This is a genomic window from Trichocoleus desertorum ATA4-8-CV12 (assembly GCA_019358975.1).
Taxonomy (GTDB): Bacteria; Cyanobacteriota; Cyanobacteriia; order FACHB-46; family FACHB-46; genus Trichocoleus; species Trichocoleus desertorum_A.
This window is the reverse complement of the sequence record JAHHIL010000027.1, coordinates 45,721-61,871: the sequence shown is the minus strand read 5'-3', so window position 1 is coordinate 61,871 and position 16,151 is coordinate 45,721. Positions and strand designations below refer to the sequence as shown.

General features: G+C 50.7%; 17 protein-coding genes. 9 read left to right on the top strand and 8 right to left on the bottom strand.

Annotated features, from left to right (window positions below; genetic code table 11):
- Window positions 1–155: 155 nt before the first annotated feature.
- The 3 genes from KME12_17765 to KME12_17755 form a co-directional block, all read right to left on the bottom strand.
- On the bottom strand, window positions 156–1,028 hold the full coding sequence (locus KME12_17765) for an MBL fold metallo-hydrolase (protein MBW4489634.1): 873 nt from the start codon (window positions 1,026–1,028) through the stop codon (window positions 156–158).
- Window positions 1,029–1,131: 103 nt separating this feature from the next.
- Window positions 1,132–1,572, bottom strand: coding sequence for a hypothetical protein (locus KME12_17760; protein ID MBW4489633.1), 441 nt, complete (start codon window positions 1,570–1,572; stop codon window positions 1,132–1,134).
- A gap of 69 nt (window positions 1,573–1,641) precedes the next feature.
- A complete protein-coding gene (locus tag KME12_17755; protein ID MBW4489632.1) occupies window positions 1,642–2,211 on the bottom strand; it encodes a peroxiredoxin in 570 nt (189 codons plus the stop codon).
- Window positions 2,212–2,526: 315 nt separating this feature from the next.
- Here KME12_17755 and KME12_17750 point away from each other — a divergent pair, with 315 nt between their 5' ends.
- Window positions 2,527–4,017, top strand: a complete 1,491-nt coding sequence (locus tag KME12_17750; protein ID MBW4489631.1) for a DUF697 domain-containing protein — start codon at window positions 2,527–2,529, stop codon at window positions 4,015–4,017.
- On the opposite strand, the gene KME12_17745 is transcribed toward KME12_17750, so the two are convergent.
- Window positions 4,014–4,652 carry a histidine phosphatase family protein gene (locus KME12_17745; protein MBW4489630.1) on the bottom strand — a complete coding sequence of 213 codons (639 nt, stop codon included), beginning with the start codon at window positions 4,650–4,652 and terminating at the stop codon, window positions 4,014–4,016. The two genes, KME12_17750 and KME12_17745, sit on opposite strands and share 4 nt — an antisense overlap.
- Window positions 4,653–4,917: 265 nt before the next feature.
- On the opposite strand from KME12_17745, the gene KME12_17740 reads away from it, so the two are divergent.
- Window positions 4,918–5,112 (top strand): hypothetical protein, encoded by a 195-nt coding sequence (locus tag KME12_17740; GenBank protein ID MBW4489629.1) that lies wholly within the window; start codon window positions 4,918–4,920, stop codon window positions 5,110–5,112.
- Between the two features lie 104 nt (window positions 5,113–5,216).
- Here KME12_17740 and KME12_17735 read toward each other — a convergent pair whose 3' ends face one another.
- Both KME12_17735 and sufR read right to left on the bottom strand, forming a co-directional pair.
- Window positions 5,217–5,474: a hypothetical protein gene (locus KME12_17735; GenBank protein ID MBW4489628.1), complete on the bottom strand. Its 258-nt coding sequence runs from the start codon at window positions 5,472–5,474 to the stop codon at window positions 5,217–5,219.
- Window positions 5,475–5,595: 121 nt separating this feature from the next.
- Window positions 5,596–6,282 carry an iron-sulfur cluster biosynthesis transcriptional regulator SufR gene (sufR, locus tag KME12_17730; GenBank protein MBW4489627.1) on the bottom strand — a complete coding sequence of 229 codons (687 nt, stop codon included), beginning with the start codon at window positions 6,280–6,282 and terminating at the stop codon, window positions 5,596–5,598.
- 163 nt (window positions 6,283–6,445) lie between these two features.
- Here sufR and KME12_17725 point away from each other — a divergent pair, with 163 nt between their 5' ends.
- From KME12_17725 to KME12_17705, 5 genes are all read left to right on the top strand, one after another.
- A complete protein-coding gene (locus KME12_17725) occupies window positions 6,446–6,811 on the top strand; it encodes a ferredoxin--nitrite reductase (protein ID MBW4489626.1) in 366 nt (121 codons plus the stop codon).
- A gap of 160 nt (window positions 6,812–6,971) precedes the next feature.
- On the top strand, window positions 6,972–8,408 hold the full coding sequence (sufB, locus tag KME12_17720) for a Fe-S cluster assembly protein SufB (GenBank protein MBW4489625.1): 1,437 nt from the start codon (window positions 6,972–6,974) through the stop codon (window positions 8,406–8,408).
- A gap of 134 nt (window positions 8,409–8,542) precedes the next feature.
- Window positions 8,543–9,334, top strand: coding sequence for a Fe-S cluster assembly ATPase SufC (gene sufC / locus KME12_17715; protein ID MBW4489624.1), 792 nt, complete (start codon window positions 8,543–8,545; stop codon window positions 9,332–9,334).
- On the top strand, window positions 9,331–10,671 hold the full coding sequence (sufD, locus tag KME12_17710) for a Fe-S cluster assembly protein SufD (protein ID MBW4489623.1): 1,341 nt from the start codon (window positions 9,331–9,333) through the stop codon (window positions 10,669–10,671). The genes sufC and sufD overlap by 4 nt, the downstream gene beginning before the upstream one ends.
- Before the next feature lie 4 nt (window positions 10,672–10,675).
- Window positions 10,676–11,938 carry a SufS family cysteine desulfurase gene (locus KME12_17705; protein MBW4489622.1) on the top strand — a complete coding sequence of 421 codons (1,263 nt, stop codon included), beginning with the start codon at window positions 10,676–10,678 and terminating at the stop codon, window positions 11,936–11,938.
- A 60-nt stretch (window positions 11,939–11,998) separates the two neighbouring features.
- Here KME12_17705 and KME12_17700 read toward each other — a convergent pair whose 3' ends face one another.
- Together KME12_17700 and KME12_17695 are read right to left on the bottom strand one after the other, a co-directional pair.
- Window positions 11,999–12,769, bottom strand: coding sequence for a tetratricopeptide repeat protein (locus tag KME12_17700; protein ID MBW4489621.1), 771 nt, complete (start codon window positions 12,767–12,769; stop codon window positions 11,999–12,001).
- A gap of 65 nt (window positions 12,770–12,834) precedes the next feature.
- Window positions 12,835–12,993, bottom strand: coding sequence for a hypothetical protein (locus KME12_17695; protein ID MBW4489620.1), 159 nt, complete (start codon window positions 12,991–12,993; stop codon window positions 12,835–12,837).
- 574 nt (window positions 12,994–13,567) lie between these two features.
- On the opposite strand from KME12_17695, the gene KME12_17690 reads away from it, so the two are divergent.
- Window positions 13,568–15,175: an NAD(P)H-quinone oxidoreductase subunit 4 gene (locus KME12_17690; protein MBW4489619.1), complete on the top strand. Its 1,608-nt coding sequence runs from the start codon at window positions 13,568–13,570 to the stop codon at window positions 15,173–15,175.
- Window positions 15,176–15,275: 100 nt separating this feature from the next.
- Window positions 15,276–16,067 (top strand): dienelactone hydrolase family protein, encoded by a 792-nt coding sequence (locus tag KME12_17685; GenBank protein ID MBW4489618.1) that lies wholly within the window; start codon window positions 15,276–15,278, stop codon window positions 16,065–16,067.
- Window positions 16,068–16,151 lie beyond the last annotated feature (84 nt).

Genomic DNA, 16,151 nt, shown 5'->3' with positions numbered 1-16,151 from the left:
GAGATACGAATGCGGCAATTCTCATTAAAAAAGTAGGGTTGGACATCGCCTTACTCAAAAACGCTCAACCCAATAAGTGCAAAGCACAGGCTGCGCCAACGGTTCGGAAGAGAAGCCCGCGCTGTACCGCCTAAGCGGTCAGTGTCGGGAGTATGTCACGCTGCGTCCATCCATGCTAAGCATTGCTGCATCTGCTGCTGCATGGTGGCGCGATCGCTATGGTAGCGACGACCATGCCCAGGCAGCACCCATTCAAAGTCATATTTGGCTAACCTGTGCATCGACTTGACTAGTTCTGGCCAGGAGTACCAACAAACCTCTCTAAAAGCCACCAAATGATGCTGTGACTCCGACCAAGCTAGATGATCACCCGTAAACAAGAACTTATTCTTGTAGAGCAAAACGGTGTGACCTTTCGTATGTCCTGGTACCGGGATAATCAGCAAATCGGGCGCTAATTGCACTGACTCCGCACCTTTGAGCTGAATTTCTACATCTTGGGTTCCGTGATTAATTTCATCGTGGTGCAAAATGCGATCGCAGCCAAAGTGGTCATGAAACTTGCGATGATCAGCCACGTCGTCTCGATGGGTTAGGTATAGATAACGCACACCACCCAGCTCTTCCAAGAGCTTCACTAAGGGTGGTGCAAATCGGGGAGAATCCACCAGCACATTGCCTTCAGGTCGCTGAATCAGATAGCTGGCCGCCCCGTAGGAGCTTTCAGCGTGGTAGCCACAGTGGTAAACGTTATCCGCCAGCAAAATCGGTAGGCTGCTTTGAGCTGTTTTAATATCGATAGGCTTTTCGACCGTGCCAATCGATGCAGTGGGACAAGACAATAGTGCCTGCATGGCCCGGAGCCGCTCAGTTTCATCGGCAGGCTGGTGATAAACCACTGACTGCTCAGCTTCACGATGAAACACTTCTGGGGTCATCCAACGACAGGTATCGCAATCAATACAAGTGGTATCCACATAAAAATCACCATTGATGTTTTGCGGGTGGCGCTGCTGCAAATGAGCCATAAGGGCACCTCAACAGATCGAGTTACTTCTAGGCTAGACGGTGAGGCAGAGGTTTGTGGGTTCGCACTCTCGCTGAGAGATTTGCGCTCACTTCTCTCACTCCTCACTGTTCATCCTTCCCCCGCATCACTTCCCGTCCCAGCATAAACAGCCCTGCCACTCCCAGGCCCACAAACCAGAGGTAAGGTTGCCAATAGTAGGTCATCTGCTCAGCAGGACCAAACTCTGGACAGACCCACTTGATGTATAGCCACAGCAGAGTTAGGGATATTGCGCCGGAGCCGACAAAAAATAGTCCTACCCGGAGACGAGCAGGTTGCAGTTCCATTGTGGTTGGCAAGCGCCACGATTGATTGGCTGATTCAGTAGCGATCGCGGCTATCGGCTCAACTGCAATTTCTAGGGAGGCAGGTAAATCAGCGGCTAGTTCTAGGGGTGGCAACAGATCGATCGTTTGCGGAAGTGGTGGCTCAGCAAACTCGAAGGGTTCAGCATCCCAAGATTTTGGTGTTGGAGCGGGGGCAGGTTGAGGTTCCAAGCTCATTGAGCAGCTTCCTGCATAAAACAAGGTTGCTTCTATCCTAGGACACTCAACCTACTTTCCTGCCTTAACCTAAGCTGCTGATGAAATCGTTGTGGTTTGCAGTTCATTCAGTCGAGCTAACACTTCTGAGCTATGAACTGCAGGATTTACCCCTGTAAAGCGCTCCCGTAAGATGCCTTCAGAGTCAATGATGAAGGTATGCCGTGCCGAGAGGAACCCTAACCAAGAACCATAAGCTTTGCTCACAGTGCCATCAGGGTCAGCTAGAAGCGGAAACTTCAAACCCTCAGAGTCACAGAACTCGGCGTGGGAATCGACAGAATCAGCACTCACTCCCAAAATTTGGGTGTTTTTCTCTGAATATTTTGGTAGGTCTTGTTGGAAGCGGCGAGCTTCTAAAGTGCAGCCAGAGGTAAAGTCCTTGGGATAAAAGTAGACCACTAACCACTTACCCCGGTAATCGGCGAGTGAGATTGCTCCATCCCCCGTATTTGTGGGTAGAGTGAATTCTGGCGCGGGTCGGTTGAGATCTGGTAACTTGCCGCCAAGCGCATGGGCTGCGGGCACTAGGTTGAATACCGCCAATAAAACGAGAACGTAAGCGAATAAAGCACCGAGCAGCGTACGACGAGAGATCATGTGTCAAGGGGTAGGGCTGTACTTAACACAAGTTTACATTCTTCTCAGATATCTTAGTCTCTGTTGAGCTATAGCCACAGAATCTTCATAAAAAGTTCGCGATCGCCCCCTCACGGCTAAATCACTCTCGCTAAATCACGCTCTAAGATGCCCGCCTCATGGTTCATTCAAATCAGCTCTTGTTCTCCCTGCTCGACCTTAAGCAGAACTAGCTACGATGAAATTAGGCGTTTATTCTCTTTTAAGCAGCGCTGATTTCCCTGGAGGTTCACTTTGGATAGTTCTCGGCCTCAATTTGATCATGATGTCAATTCCATTGCCGCTGACCAAACGAGTGGGGATTGGCAGCAGACCAACCTGGACGTAGAACTGGAGAACGCCATTTTTAGCTTTGAGGACATCCAGGCAGAACTGAATTACAAGCAAGCTCAAGATGCCCTGCGTGAGTTGGTAGGTCATCTAGATTTAACGCCGCAGGAACGTGCTGGACTGGAGCCAGAAATCCAAGGTCTAGAACGGATGCTGGACAAGCTAGATCGTTCTGTGGTGCATATTGCGGTGTTTGGCATGGTGGGGCGGGGGAAGTCTTCTTTGCTGAATGCGCTGCTTGGGCAAGACCTGTTTGAAGTTGGCCCGATCCACGGGGTGACGCAGGTGATTCAGAGCGCAGACTGGAGCTTGCGGCGGGAGGCTGTAGCAGGCAGCGATCGCGACATTATCCGAGTGGCGTTGCCAGGAACGGGGGATTCTCGGATTGAGCTGATTGATACGCCTGGGATTGATGAAGTGGATGGTGAAAAACGCGAAGCCTTGGCACGGCAGGTGGCGAAACAGGCAGATTTGATTCTGTTTCTGGTTGCGGGTGACATGACCAAGGTCGAGTACGAGGCGCTGTCCGAATTGCGAGAAGCTAGCAAGCCAATTCTGTTGGTATTTAACAAGATTGATCAATATCCCGATGCCGATCGCACAGCAATCTATCAGAAAATTCGGGATGAGCGAGTGAAGGAATTGCTCTCTCCTGAAGAGATTGTTATGGCAGCGGCTTCTCCCCTAATTGCCAAGGCTGTACGTCATCCAGATGGCAAAATGACGGCCCAGTTGAGCCGAGGAATCCCGGAAGTCGGAGAGTTGAAACTGAAAATTTTGGAGATTCTGCACCGAGAAGGCAAATCTCTGGTGGCCCTGAATACGATGCTCTACGCCGATGATGTTAACGAGCAACTGGTGCAGCGGAAGATGGAAATTCGCGATCGCAGTGCTAACCAGATTATTTGGAATGCGGTCATGACCAAAGCCGTGGCGATCGCCCTTAACCCCATTACCGTGATTGATGTTTTAGGAAGCGCCGCGATTGATGTGGCCCTGATTCTGACGCTATCGAAGCTTTACGGCATCTCCATGACCCAAAAAAGCGCTATTAATCTGTTGCAAAAAATTGCGCTAACGATGGGTGGCATTAGTGCCAGCGAGCTTCTAGTAACGTTTGGTTTGAGTTCTCTAAAGGGACTTCTGGGGGTTTCAGCTACGGCCACGGGAGGACTCGCGATCGCACCCTATATATCCGTTGCCATCACTCAGGCGGGGGTAGCAGGTGTTTCTACTTACGGGATCGGTCACATCACCAAAGCCTATCTCGCCAATGGAGCCACCTGGGGGCCAGAAGGACCAAAAGCCGTCGTAACTAAAATTTTGGCTTCCCTGGATGAAGAATCAATTCTGAACCGCATTAAAGATGAGCTGCGGGCCAAGTTGGATTTGTCTACTAAACGGGCACAAGCAAAGGCTAAGCCCTTAGAAGATTAGGTGCCTGGTAGCGATCGCAATTCTTCACTTAAGTGGGTGCGATCGGCTAAAGCCGTGAGTAGCGGGCCATGTGCGCCAAACTCGACGATGCTCACAGAACCCACTGGACAGCCCAAGCGGTAGCGGAAGCGGCCTACGTCAATCCCTAGGAGGGCACAAAGGGTAATCCGAATGGTAGCTTTGTGCGCTACGACTAACACATTGCCGTCGCTAAAGCGTTCTTTGATTTCTTCGATCACTTGTAACGACCGAGTCGCGATCGCCACTGCGGGCTCTCCCCCGGTAGGTGGGTACCAAGCAGGATCAGCAGACCAGCGCAAATAATCATCATGAAATTCTTGGCTCACTGTCGCTACTGTATTGCCTTCCCACTTGCCATAGTTAATTTCCTTTAAGCCGTCCCGCAGCTCCGGTTGCAAGCCTGTTGCCTCACAAAGCGGTTGCACTGTGGCGATCGTCCGCTTCATGGGGCTGGAAAAAATTGCCGTCCAAGGTACAGCTCTATAGGCGGCAGCAAATCCCTGAGCCATTGCCACACCATCGGGCGTCAGTTCAGGATCGATCGCGCCACAAAAGAGATTTCCGCGACTACAAGTTGTTTGGCCGTGGCGGAGGAAGTAAAGCGTGAGGCTCAAGGTTGTCAGCTCCAATACAGGGGGGCAAATCACCACTGCCAGTGTAGACAATCCTGACTTGCTAGCCCTTGTTTTAGGCCATCAGCCGTAAATTTACTGAGTTACATCCGATTTTGTGACTAGGATCACAGGTGAATTCGGCACTCGTCACATATCAGGCCAGAAAAATCCTTAACGATAGGAACATCTGGGTAATGACACCGTCCTTGGATCAAGGATTCATTTCAACCCTAATTTTTTGCCAGCAAATTTACTGGGTGCCGTCATGCTGCTGATTCGTGAAATTGTCCAACAAGCGCTCGCATCCGGTTGTTTGACAGTTGAAGCGGAAGAGCAACTTAGGCAGCTACTGGCTAAAAAGTATGATATCCAAGACTTGCAGGCTTTCATGAAGTTGCAACAGGCAACCATGTCGGGTTTGGTTAAGCAAGAATCTCGCGAGTTGCTATATTCGAGCTGATCTGCTGATTTCTATCGATTTCCTCTGTTCTCCCCATTGCGATCGCTCTCTGCAACGTAAAGAAGCGATCGCTTTTTTCTGGCTTAATTTTTCGGCTCAATCTATTACCACTTGAGGAACGCAGCTTCTGACCCCTGTTCGCGGCGAACTCTACCATCCTCCTCAAACCAAGCAATCACTTGTTCTGGCGTTAATTCTTCGATCGCCACACCTGCATCTTGAGCAATCTGCTTCAGCAACTTTAGAGAAGAAATCGTCAGGCGAGTTAAGAATTTCTCGTGAGACGACAACAACGCCGCATCTACAGCAGCCGCTTCTTCTAAGCTGAGGAACTGGGTGGAGGGTTGTTGGGCTTGAGTCATAGGGGGGCGGTTAGGAGTTAGCAATTAATGGATGATTAGGCTGAGCGGCGATCGCTACTAGCTTATTGACGATTATTTGAAACTAAACCTTTCCAAAGAATTATTCTGCCTAAGTTTCCGGCTAATCGCCAACTCCTGCTTTAGCCTGAATCAAGTACCCACAGCGATGTTCGCCATTCACAATCCAGTGGGTTCGCTCCACGGTACAACCAGGCAGGGCCGCTGCAAACATTTCTAACTCATGACCGCACACACTAGGGAATGACTCCGCAATGTGAGAAATGGCGCAGTTATACTCAGTCACCACATAACGCTCGGCCTGATCTGCCTGAGTTGCCACAGGTTGGTCCTCAGTGCCAGCCACCGAGTGCCATTCAGCCATATAGCCTTCGGCCCGTCGCAGCTCGACTAAATTAGCGACCCGCTCTTGCAACGACCCGGAACCCACGCGATCGCGATATTCTGCCGCCTTGCGCTCCCACTGCTTTTGCAGCAGCACCCCCACCTGCTCACGGCCCACCGTTGCAGTCAACGTATCTAAAAGCGAAATGGCAAATTCTTCGTAACGGTCAGGAAAGCGATCGCGACCTTGGCGACTGAGTTTATAGACGTGGTTGGGGCGACCCATACTGGCAGGCACCACTTCATGCAAAATCAACCCCTCAGCTTCTAAATCTTTTAGATGGCGACGAACCGCTTGGGGAGTCACTTTTAGATGTTCAGCCAGTTCTTGGGCAGTCGCTTGCCCCTGCTTCAGTAAATGATGCAGGATGTCCTGTTTCGTAGAAGGTTGCTGTGTCGTTGCCATCCTTGTCTCAAAACCAGTTAAAGCGAACGGCAAAAGTTGCACTAGTAGACTTTGACAACTAAATTGTTTCTAAAGTACCCTAAAATAGAAATTAAGCAACGAAAGTGTTGTTTTAATTATTTAATTATAGATTGTAGTTCAGTTTGTCCTGCCATCCTGCCTCATGAATTCAACGACCCCTGAAAGCCAGCAAGCAACAGAAAAAAGCCTCGAAGCCATGAGGCACTTTTCAGAAACCTATGCCAAACGGACAGGAACCTACTTCTGTGTAGACCCTGGTGTCACCGCTGTGGTGATTGAAGGGCTAGCCAAACACAAGGACGAACTGGGTGCTCCCCTCTGCCCTTGCCGTCACTATGAAGACAAAGAAGCAGAAGTAGCCGCTGCTTTCTGGAACTGCCCTTGCGTCCCCATGCGCGAGCGCAAAGAATGTCACTGCATGCTCTTCCTCACCGAAGACAACGAATTTAGGGGGGACAAGCAGGAAATCAGCTTTGAAGAAGTCAGATCTGTGACCAGTCAATATTAATTTCTAGCCTTTTGTTTGCCTGCGGCTGACTCGATTCCGTTTCTTACTTCAGAACACTCATTGCTCGTTTGCTGACCTAGCGTCTAATCTTCGCTCCGGGTTTGCTGTTCAGCCGCCTCCGATCCCCTCCGATCCTTAGAGTCTCAAGAGAACACTACCGATGACTGCAAGCGTTAAGACCCTCGTCAATCAGCCCTACAAGTACGGGTTTGTGACGGAAATCGAGTCAGAAACCCTACCCCGTGGGTTAAGCGAAGAAACCGTTCGCCTAATTTCGGCCAAAAAGGAAGAGCCGGAATTCATGCTGGAATTTCGCCTCAAAGCGTATCGCCAGTGGTTGAAGATGACTGAGCCTACCTGGCCTCACGTCACCTACCCACCGATTAACTACCAAGACATCATTTACTATTCCGCTCCCAAGCAGAAACAGAAGAAGCAAAGCCTGGACGAAGTAGACCCAATTCTGCTGGAAACCTTCGAGAAGCTGGGCATTCCGCTGACTGAGCAGAAGCGCCTCGCTAACGTGGCGGTGGATGCCATTTTCGATAGCGTTTCCGTCGCCACCACCTTCCGCGAGAAGCTGGCTGAGAAGGGCGTGATTTTCTGCTCCATTTCTGAGGCGCTACGAGAGCATCCAGAATTAGTGCAGAAGTATCTCGGTAGCGTAGTTCCAGTTGCCGATAACTATTTTGCCGCTCTGAACGCAGCGGTGTTTAGCGATGGCTCCTTTGTCTATATCCCCAAAGGCACCAAGTGCCCAATGGAGTTGTCCACCTACTTCCGGATCAACAGTGGCGACACAGGGCAGTTTGAGCGGACGCTGATTGTAGCCGAAGAAGGCAGCTCGGTCAGCTATCTAGAAGGCTGCACCGCCCCCATGTACGACACCAACCAACTCCATGCGGCAGTTGTGGAATTGGTCGCCCTCGATAACGCCGAAATTAAGTACTCTACTGTCCAAAACTGGTACGCAGGCGACGAAAAAGGTAAAGGCGGTATTTACAACTTCGTGACCAAGCGCGGTCTCTGCCAGGGTGTGAACTCTAAGATTTCTTGGACCCAGGTAGAAACAGGTTCGGCGATCACTTGGAAGTACCCCAGTTGCGTGCTGGTCGGTGACAACTCTGTGGGTGAGTTCTACTCGGTGGCGCTGACCAACCACATGCAGCAAGCCGACACGGGCACCAAGATGATCCACATCGGCAAGAACACCCGCAGCACGATTATCTCTAAGGGGATTTCGGCGGGCAACTCCAAGAACAGCTATCGCGGTTTGGTGAAGATTGGCCCCAAGGCGGAAGGCGCACGCAACTACTCGCAGTGCGACTCGATGCTAATTGGTGACAATGCTCAAGCCAATACCTTCCCTTACATTCAAGTGCAGAACAACACGGGCAAGGTAGAGCACGAAGCCTCAACTTCCAAGATTGGGGAAGATCAGCTTTTCTTCTTCACCCAACGCGGGATCTCGATGGAAGATGCGATCTCGATGATGATCAGCGGTTTCTGTAAGGACGTGTTTAGCCAGTTGCCAATGGAGTTTGCAGTCGAAGCCGATCGCCTGTTAGCCCTGAAACTAGAAGGTAGCGTGGGCTAAGACCTCTCCCCCAGCCCCTCTCCTGCGAGGAGAGGGGAGAAGCAAAGAAAAGTAAAAGTCGCGATCGCACCCCTCCTCTTCAACTCGCTCGAATTCCTCAACTCTCAAGCATTCCAAAGTTTTAATCAGTTGCAATGATCATTGAAAACAGCGAAGTTATTTTATCCGTCCGAGATCTGACCGCAAATGTGGACGGCAATCAAATCCTCAAAGGCTTGAACTTGGAAGTGAAAGCTGGGGAAATTCACGCCATCATGGGACCGAACGGTTCTGGCAAGAGCACCTTCTCCAAGATTTTGGCTGGGCACCCTGCCTATGAAGTCACAGGTGGCGAAGTGATCTTCCTGGGCCAAAACTTGCTGGAGATGGAACCTGAAGAACGGGCGCGATCGGGTGTGTTTTTGGCATTCCAATACCCGCTAGAGATTCCGGGAGTCAGCAACCACGACTTCTTGCGCGTGGCTTACAACTCGCGTCGCAAGCACCAAGGTCTAGAAGAACTCGACGCGTTTGACTTTGATGATTTGGTGCGGCAGAAGCTGGATGTGGTCAAGATGGACCCCGCTTTTCTAAATCGCAGCGTAAATGAAGGCTTCTCTGGTGGGGAGAAAAAGCGCAACGAGATTTTGCAAATGGCATTGCTGGAACCGAAGCTAGCCATTTTGGATGAAACTGATTCTGGTTTAGATATTGATGCGCTCAAGATTGTGTCTGGTGGGGTGAACCAGATCGCGAATCCCCAAAATGCCACCATTCTGATCACCCACTACCAACGTTTGCTCAACTACATCACCCCTGACTTTGTGCATGTGATGGAAGGTGGCCGCATCCTGACTACAGGCGGCAAGGAACTGGCCCTACAACTAGAAGAGCGCGGTTATGAATGGGTCCGAGAAGAAGACGCGGCTGAGGTGGCAGCACGATGACCATTCAATCCCCCGAACAAATTACGAGTTCTAGCGTTGCGGCTAATCGGGAAGCTTACTTAGCCAAGTTGCTAAAGTTGGCTCAAAGTGCTGAACTACCAACGGGTCAGGGTTTTTCGGAACTAAGATCGCAAGCTGCGGCACTAGTGCAAGAGCAAACCTTCCCCACGACTCGAAACGAGGAATGGCGAGTGACTGATTTGTCAGCGCTGTTGCAGGTAGAGTTGACATTTGGCGATCGCTCCTCAGCGATTAGCCCTGAAGCCGTTCAATCATTCGCTTTCCCAGAAGCGGCTGAGAGTCGGTTGGTGTTTGTGAATGGTGTGTATGCACCGGAACTGTCGGCGATCGCCAATCTCCCTACCAATCTTTTTGTTGGCAACTTGGCTGCTTTACCAGAGGAGCTGAAAGCGCGATCGCAAAACTACCTGGCGAAGCAACCTGGGGCTGAAGAAGTTTTTACGGCACTGAACACAGCAGGTCTGAATGATGCCGCTGTAGTCTGGATTCCCAGAAATCAGGAAGTTGCGGCTCCGATTCATCTGCTGTTTGTCTCTACGGCTAGCGATCGCCCCATCCTCTCCCAGCCTCGCTGCTTAGTCGTGGCAGAAACGGGCAGCAGCGTAACGCTGGTGGAAGATTATGTCACGGTGGGCGAGGGTGTATATCTCACCAATCCAGTGACGGAAATCTGGGTCGAACAAAATGCTCAGGTGAGTCACACTAGAATGCAGAGGGACAGCCAAACCGCTTTCCACATTGGCAAAACTGCGGTCAGCCAAGCACGAGACAGCCGCTATACCTGCAATGCCGTCGGCTTTGGCGCTAAACTTTCGCGGCACAACTTGGAAGTGTTCCAAATTGGGGAACAGACTGAAACCAACCTCAATGGCTTGACTCTAATGGGTGGAGACCAACTCGGCGATACCCACAGCACGATCGCCTACACGCAACCTCACGGCACTAGTCGTCAGCTCCACAAAACCATTGTGGATGACCAGGCGCGGGCTGTGTTCAACGGTAAAGTGTTCGTGCCCAAATTGGCGCAACTCACCGATGCAGGTCAGCTCAACCGTAACTTGCTCCTTTCCCCCAAAGCCCGTGTAGATACGAAGCCGCAGCTAGAAATTACAGCGGATAACGTTAAGTGTAGCCACGGCGCGACAGTGGGGCAGATTGACCCAGATGAAATCTTCTATCTGCAAAGTCGTGGTCTGGATCAGACCAGTGCCCGTCAGCTTTTGGTTTACGCCTTCGCGATCGAGATTATTGACCAAATTCCCGTTGCCTCTGTGCGCGATCACCTGTCTCAGCTAGTGAAACAACGAGCTTTTTAGAACCATGACCATCGCTCAGGAAAGAACTCTCGCCGCCAAAGTCCGTGCTGATTTCCCCATTTTGGATCAGGAAATCAATGGCAAGCCTCTGGTTTATCTGGACAACGCGGCTACTTCGCAAAAACCCCAAGCGGTGTTGCAAGCTTTGCAGCACTACTACGAGCACGACAACGCCAACGTCCACCGAGGAGTGCATACGCTCAGTTCGAGGGCGACAGATGCTTACGAAGGCGCAAGAGATAAGGTCGCTAAGTTTGTCAATGCGGCCTCTCGGCAAGAAATCATCTACACCCGCAACGCCAGTGAAGCGATCAACTTGGTGTCGAACGCTTGGGGTCTGAGCACGCTGAAGCAAGGCGACGAGATCATCCTGACGGTGATGGAGCACCACAGCAACCTGATTCCCTGGCAGTTGGTGGCGCAGAAAACGGGTGCGGTGCTGAAATTCGTCGAGTTAACCGAAACCGAAGAATTCAACTTAGAGCAATTCAAATCGCTGATCTCTGAGAAAACCAAACTCGTCTCCGTCGTGCATGTCTCCAATACTTTGGGCTGCATCAACCCCGTTAAGGAGATTTGCGCGATCGCTCACCAACATGGCGCAAGAGTGCTGATCGATGCCTGCCAAAGTCTGCCCCACATGCCAGTGGACGTGCAGGATATTGACTGCGATTGGCTCGTCGGCTCTGGTCACAAAATGTGCGCGGCGACTGGAATCGGTTTCCTCTACGGCAAGCTGGCTCTGCTGCGCTCCATGCCCCCATTCTTGGGTGGTGGTGAGATGATCGCGGATGTGTTTCTCGATCACTCCACCTACGCCGACCTGCCCCACAAGTTTGAAGCGGGCACCCCTGCCATTGCCGAAGCGATCGCACTCGGTGCTGCGGTGGATTACCTCATGGGCATTGGGATAGACAAAATCCACACCTACGAGGAAGAACTGACGGCGTACCTGTATCAGCGCTTAGCTGAGCTACCCGAAGTTCGTACCTATGGCCCCAAACCCACGGAAGATGGCAAAGGCCGCGCGGCTCTCGCTGCTTTCACGGTAGGCGCAGTTCACCCCCACGACCTCTCAACCATTTTGGATCAAGCAGGAATCGCCATCCGGGCGGGACACCACTGCACCCAACCGCTGCACCGCCATTTAGGAGCACAGTCTACGGCACGGGCGAGCTTGTATTTCTACAACACCCGCGAAGAAATTGATGTCTTCATCGAATCCCTCAAAGAAGCGATCGAGTTCTTCGGCAGTATCTTTGGTTAATCGTTACTAACAACTTTTCTTGTAAGTAGGGTGGGCAGTAGCTCACCTTATTTTTATGCCTTAAAAACCTTGTAGCTTCTCTAATTGATCGAGTGTTTGCTTATACTTGCTCAAATCATTCTGCTGAAGAAAAAGGTTGGAGGCTTTTTTAAAGTTTTCTAGAGCTATATCGTTTTCTTGAAGTAGCTGATGAGCCTTAGCTTTGTTGTAATAGAGTGAGGCATCTGTAGGATTGATTCGCGTAGCTTGAGTATAGTCTCTAGCTGCTTGTCTGTGATTACCCATTTTATAGTGGCTATTACCTCGGCCTTTATATGCTCTACTAAATCCGGGATCAATCCGAATTGCTTGAGTGAAGTCTTGAATAGAACCGTGATTATCCCCCAATTTGTATCGAGCAAGGCCGCGCTTGAAATAAGCATCAGCACTTATTTGAATAATTTGGCTGAACTCTTCAATGGCTTTCATATAATTTGCCTTGTCAATCCTTTTCAATCCTTGCCGAAGAAGGTTTTTGGGTCTGCACACAGGACAGTCATTTTCACCGCTCTCTAGCCTTCCAGGATGAATTTTATTGTCCAATGTTGGCCGATATGTATGGAACAAGGTGCACTCATACCAATAAGCCTCATGAAGAGTATTGCAGTGCATAAAGGTGTAATAGGCATAGCCTCGATTACGAATCCGCTCTCTTAAATTCCCAGATCTTCCTACGTAAGCAACAGGGCCATCCGTAGCATGAAAAAATAAATAAACTCCAGGTTTGGACTCTACATCTGGATGATAGCTAAGTTCGTTCAGCTGCCTAATCACACCATATTGAAATTCCATTTTGCTTTTTGATGCCGCTGCGTATGCGACGGTAACAATTCTCTACTAACTATGATTCCCTAGATTTAAGACAAGCCGTAACGCAGGGACGCGACAAATTTAGTGCGTGTGCTGCGCTCACACACCCTACGAGATGTAATTAGCGATCGCTCCATTGTTCCTGACATTGCTGTATTCACCTGAGAGCGTATTCCCACCAACGCAGACAGCGCGATCGCGAGCATGTTTGCCGCCTATCCTGACTGGACAATGGAAATTCTCAGCCTGATCAATCCGTAACTCGCGTCATCACCAACATCCTTCACTGTTGTCAAATAAAAAATAAGCACCGAAACACCCACCGTTAAATTCGTTTGGAGGGGGTCTGGGGGACGCAACCGTCCCTCAGCGGGAGTTTGAGGGCAGGTGCCCTCAAGGCTCGGATTTGTAATGCCAAACTAAACAACCCAATCTTCACCACAAATTTAAACAAAGCAGTTTACATTTTTTAACAAAGTGCAATACTATGTATTTAGGTATATATCCTCAGTTGAGTATATATTCTTATTTGTCCCAATCGTGTTGACTCAGTCTGTCAAGGAAACGTTTTACAGGAGCGGTGGGAGAAGCAAATTCCCTCTAGCCTGGGCTACTGGTTAAGCTGCTATCCCAATTGTTCAATCATCGATTTCGAGAGCGCCTAGCACCATCTGGTCTGACCTCCCTTCAATCGGTAGACCTCCTATCAAATCGAGACGGATTGATTCAGCACCCTGAATGCCCTTCGCAACGAAACGACCGATTTATAGGTCTTGACTAATGAGTACTGATTTTCCTTGGCTCACTACCATCATCCTGCTGCCCCTCGTAGCATCCCTGCCGATCCCCCTTCTACCTGGTAAAGGCAACAAAGTTGTCCGCTGGTACGCCCTAGGGGTTGGTCTAGTGGATCTAGCCCTGACTTTCTACACCTTCTGGCAGCACTACGATTTCCAAAATCCTGAGCTACAACTCGTTGAAAGCTATACCTGGGTTTCCCAGCTAGGTCTTAACTGGTCGGTTGGCGTGGATGGTTTATCGATGCCTCTGATAATTCTGACTGCCTTGGTCACGACCCTCGGCATCATGGCAGCTTGGCCCATTACCCACAAGCCTCGCCTGTTTTACTTCCTGATGCTGGCGATGTACAGTGCCCAGATCGGAGTATTCGCCGCTCAAGACCTGCTGATGTTCTTCTTGATGTGGGAGTTGGAACTCGTCCCCATCTATCTGCTCATCTCGGTCTGGGGTGGGAAAAACCGTCTCTACGCAGCAACCAAGTTCATTCTCTACACCGCAGTTGGTTCGCTGTTTATTTTGGTCGCGGCTTTTGCAATGGCCTTCTATGGTGACAATGTCACCTTCGACATGCGCGAACTAGCCCTGAAGGACTACTCGTTAACTTTCGAGCTGATTGTCTACGCGGCCTTTCTGGTTGCCTATGGGGTCAAGCTCCCCATGTTTCCCCTACACACTTGGCTACCGGATGCTCACAGTGAAGCGCCTGCGCCTGTGTCCATGCTGTTGGCAGGTGTGATGCTGAAGATGGGCGGCTATGCCCTGATCCGCATGAACGTGGAAATGCTACCCAATGCTCACGTTTACTTTGCGCCTGTATTGGCTCTGCTCGGTGTAGTCAACATCATCTACGCGGGTTTGACTGCCTTCGCCCAGACCAACCTGAAGCGCCGCATGGCCTACTCTTCTATCTCCCACATGGGCTTTGTCCTGATTGGGATTGCCTCCTTCACAGAGGTAGGCTTGAGTGGAGCGATCCTGCAAATGATTTCTCACGGCTTAATTGCAGCGGCTCTGTTCTTCTTGTCTGGGGTGGCTTACGAGCGGACTCATACCCTGATGATGGACAAGATGGGTGGTATGGCGAAGCAAATGCCAATTGTGTTCGCTTTGTTTACTGCTGGCTCAATGGCATCTCTGGCGCTACCCGGAATGAGTGGCTTCGTCAGCGAGTTGAGCGTATTCCTCGGCTTTACCAGCAGTGAAGCTTACAGCGGCCCCTTCAAAGTGGTTGTGGTGTTACTGTCGGCGGTGGGATTAATTGTCACTCCCATCTACCTGCTCTCGATGCTGCGGGAAGTGTTCTACGGTACAGCTAGCCCTGAAATGGCGCAGATTAAATTCTGGGATGCGAAGCCAAGAGAAGTGTTTATCACGGCTTGCCTGATTGTGCCCATCATTGGCATCGGTTTGTATCCCAAACTGGCGACCCAAACCTACGATGTCAAGACGGTGGCGATCGCAGCTCAAGCCAAAAACTCTCTCCCTCTCGTAGCAGAGCAATCTCCCTCTCGTTTGTTCTCCCGGATCTTAACGGCACCCCAACTGCCGACTCCTCAGACGGGCGAATTGCTAGGTGTGCTGAAGTAAGTTCCTAACTTCTACATTAAGGGCAGCATTTAAGGTGCCCAGTCCCCTGAAGTCAGCAGTATGATTTCAGGGGTTTTTGTTGATTGCAAGGATTGAGACTATGAAAGTTTGGACTTCTGCGCTGCTGGCTCCTGTCGTGGCTTTGGTGTGGTCAGCCACTGCTGAGGCGGCTCTCCGCACCAAGGTTGTGGAATATAAGCAAGGGAGCACTGTACTCGAAGGATACTTGGCCTACGATGATGCGGTGACTGGTAAGCGCCCTGGTGTATTGGTCGTGCACGAATGGACAGGCATTGGGCCTTATGTGAAGCGACGCACCAATCAACTGGCGAAAATGGGCTATGTCGCCTTTGCTCCTGATATTTATGGCAAGGGCATTCGGCCTAAAAACCCGAAAGAAGCAGGGGCTGAAGCGACTAAGTATCGCTCAAATCGGGCATTGCTACGCGATCGCGCTCAAGCTGGCCTAGATGTTTTGCGCCGACAACCCTTAGTTGACTCCAAGCGACTAGCTGCGATCGGATATTGCTTTGGTGGGGGTACCGTTTTGGAACTAGCGCGGAGCGGCGCTGATCTTGCAGGTGTGGTTAGCTTTCATGGCAACCTAGATACCCCCAATCCAGCTGATGCCAAAAACATCAAAGCCCAAGTTTTGGTATTGCATGGCGGTGACGATCCGCTAGTACCCGATGAACAGGTGCAGTCTTTTAAGCAGGAGATGCGCCAGGGCAAAGTCAACTGGGAACTAGTGAGTTATGGCGGTGCCGTCCATAGTTTCACCAATGCAGAAGCAGGCAATGATACCTCTACAGGGGTGGCTTACAATCGCACTGCCGATCGCCGTTCTTGGGAAGACATGAAACAATTTTTCGCGGAGATCTTTAGGAGATAGGAAGGATGAGGGATGAAGGAGGAAGGATGAAAAAGTGAGAAGCCAGGAGCCAGAAGGGTTTTAGTTCTCCCAACTTCTTAGCGA

What these genes read in the sequence shown, in the direction of transcription:
- KME12_17765 (MBW4489634.1), bottom strand. Translation starts at nt 1,028, where the DNA reads ATGGCTCATTTGCAGCAGCGCCACCCGCAAAACATCAATGGTGATTTT.
- KME12_17700 (MBW4489621.1), bottom strand. Translation starts at nt 12,769, where the DNA reads ATGGAATTTCAATATGGTGTGATTAGGCAGCTGAACGAACTTAGCTAT.
- KME12_17690 (MBW4489619.1), top strand. Translation starts at nt 13,568, where the DNA reads ATGAGTACTGATTTTCCTTGGCTCACTACCATCATCCTGCTGCCCCTC.
- KME12_17755 (MBW4489632.1), bottom strand. Translation starts at nt 2,211, where the DNA reads ATGATCTCTCGTCGTACGCTGCTCGGTGCTTTATTCGCTTACGTTCTC.
- sufB (MBW4489625.1), top strand. Translation starts at nt 6,972, where the DNA reads ATGACTGCAAGCGTTAAGACCCTCGTCAATCAGCCCTACAAGTACGGG.
- KME12_17695 (MBW4489620.1), bottom strand. Translation starts at nt 12,993, where the DNA reads ATGCTCGCGATCGCGCTGTCTGCGTTGGTGGGAATACGCTCTCAGGTG.
- KME12_17735 (MBW4489628.1), bottom strand. Translation starts at nt 5,474, where the DNA reads ATGACTCAAGCCCAACAACCCTCCACCCAGTTCCTCAGCTTAGAAGAA.
- KME12_17760 (MBW4489633.1), bottom strand. Translation starts at nt 1,572, where the DNA reads ATGAGCTTGGAACCTCAACCTGCCCCCGCTCCAACACCAAAATCTTGG.
- sufD (MBW4489623.1), top strand. Translation starts at nt 9,331, where the DNA reads ATGACCATTCAATCCCCCGAACAAATTACGAGTTCTAGCGTTGCGGCT.
- sufR (MBW4489627.1), bottom strand. Translation starts at nt 6,282, where the DNA reads ATGGCAACGACACAGCAACCTTCTACGAAACAGGACATCCTGCATCAT.
- KME12_17685 (MBW4489618.1), top strand. Translation starts at nt 15,276, where the DNA reads ATGAAAGTTTGGACTTCTGCGCTGCTGGCTCCTGTCGTGGCTTTGGTG.
- sufC (MBW4489624.1), top strand. Translation starts at nt 8,543, where the DNA reads ATGATCATTGAAAACAGCGAAGTTATTTTATCCGTCCGAGATCTGACC.
- KME12_17725 (MBW4489626.1), top strand. Translation starts at nt 6,446, where the DNA reads ATGAATTCAACGACCCCTGAAAGCCAGCAAGCAACAGAAAAAAGCCTC.
- KME12_17705 (MBW4489622.1), top strand. Translation starts at nt 10,676, where the DNA reads ATGACCATCGCTCAGGAAAGAACTCTCGCCGCCAAAGTCCGTGCTGAT.
- KME12_17740 (MBW4489629.1), top strand. Translation starts at nt 4,918, where the DNA reads ATGCTGCTGATTCGTGAAATTGTCCAACAAGCGCTCGCATCCGGTTGT.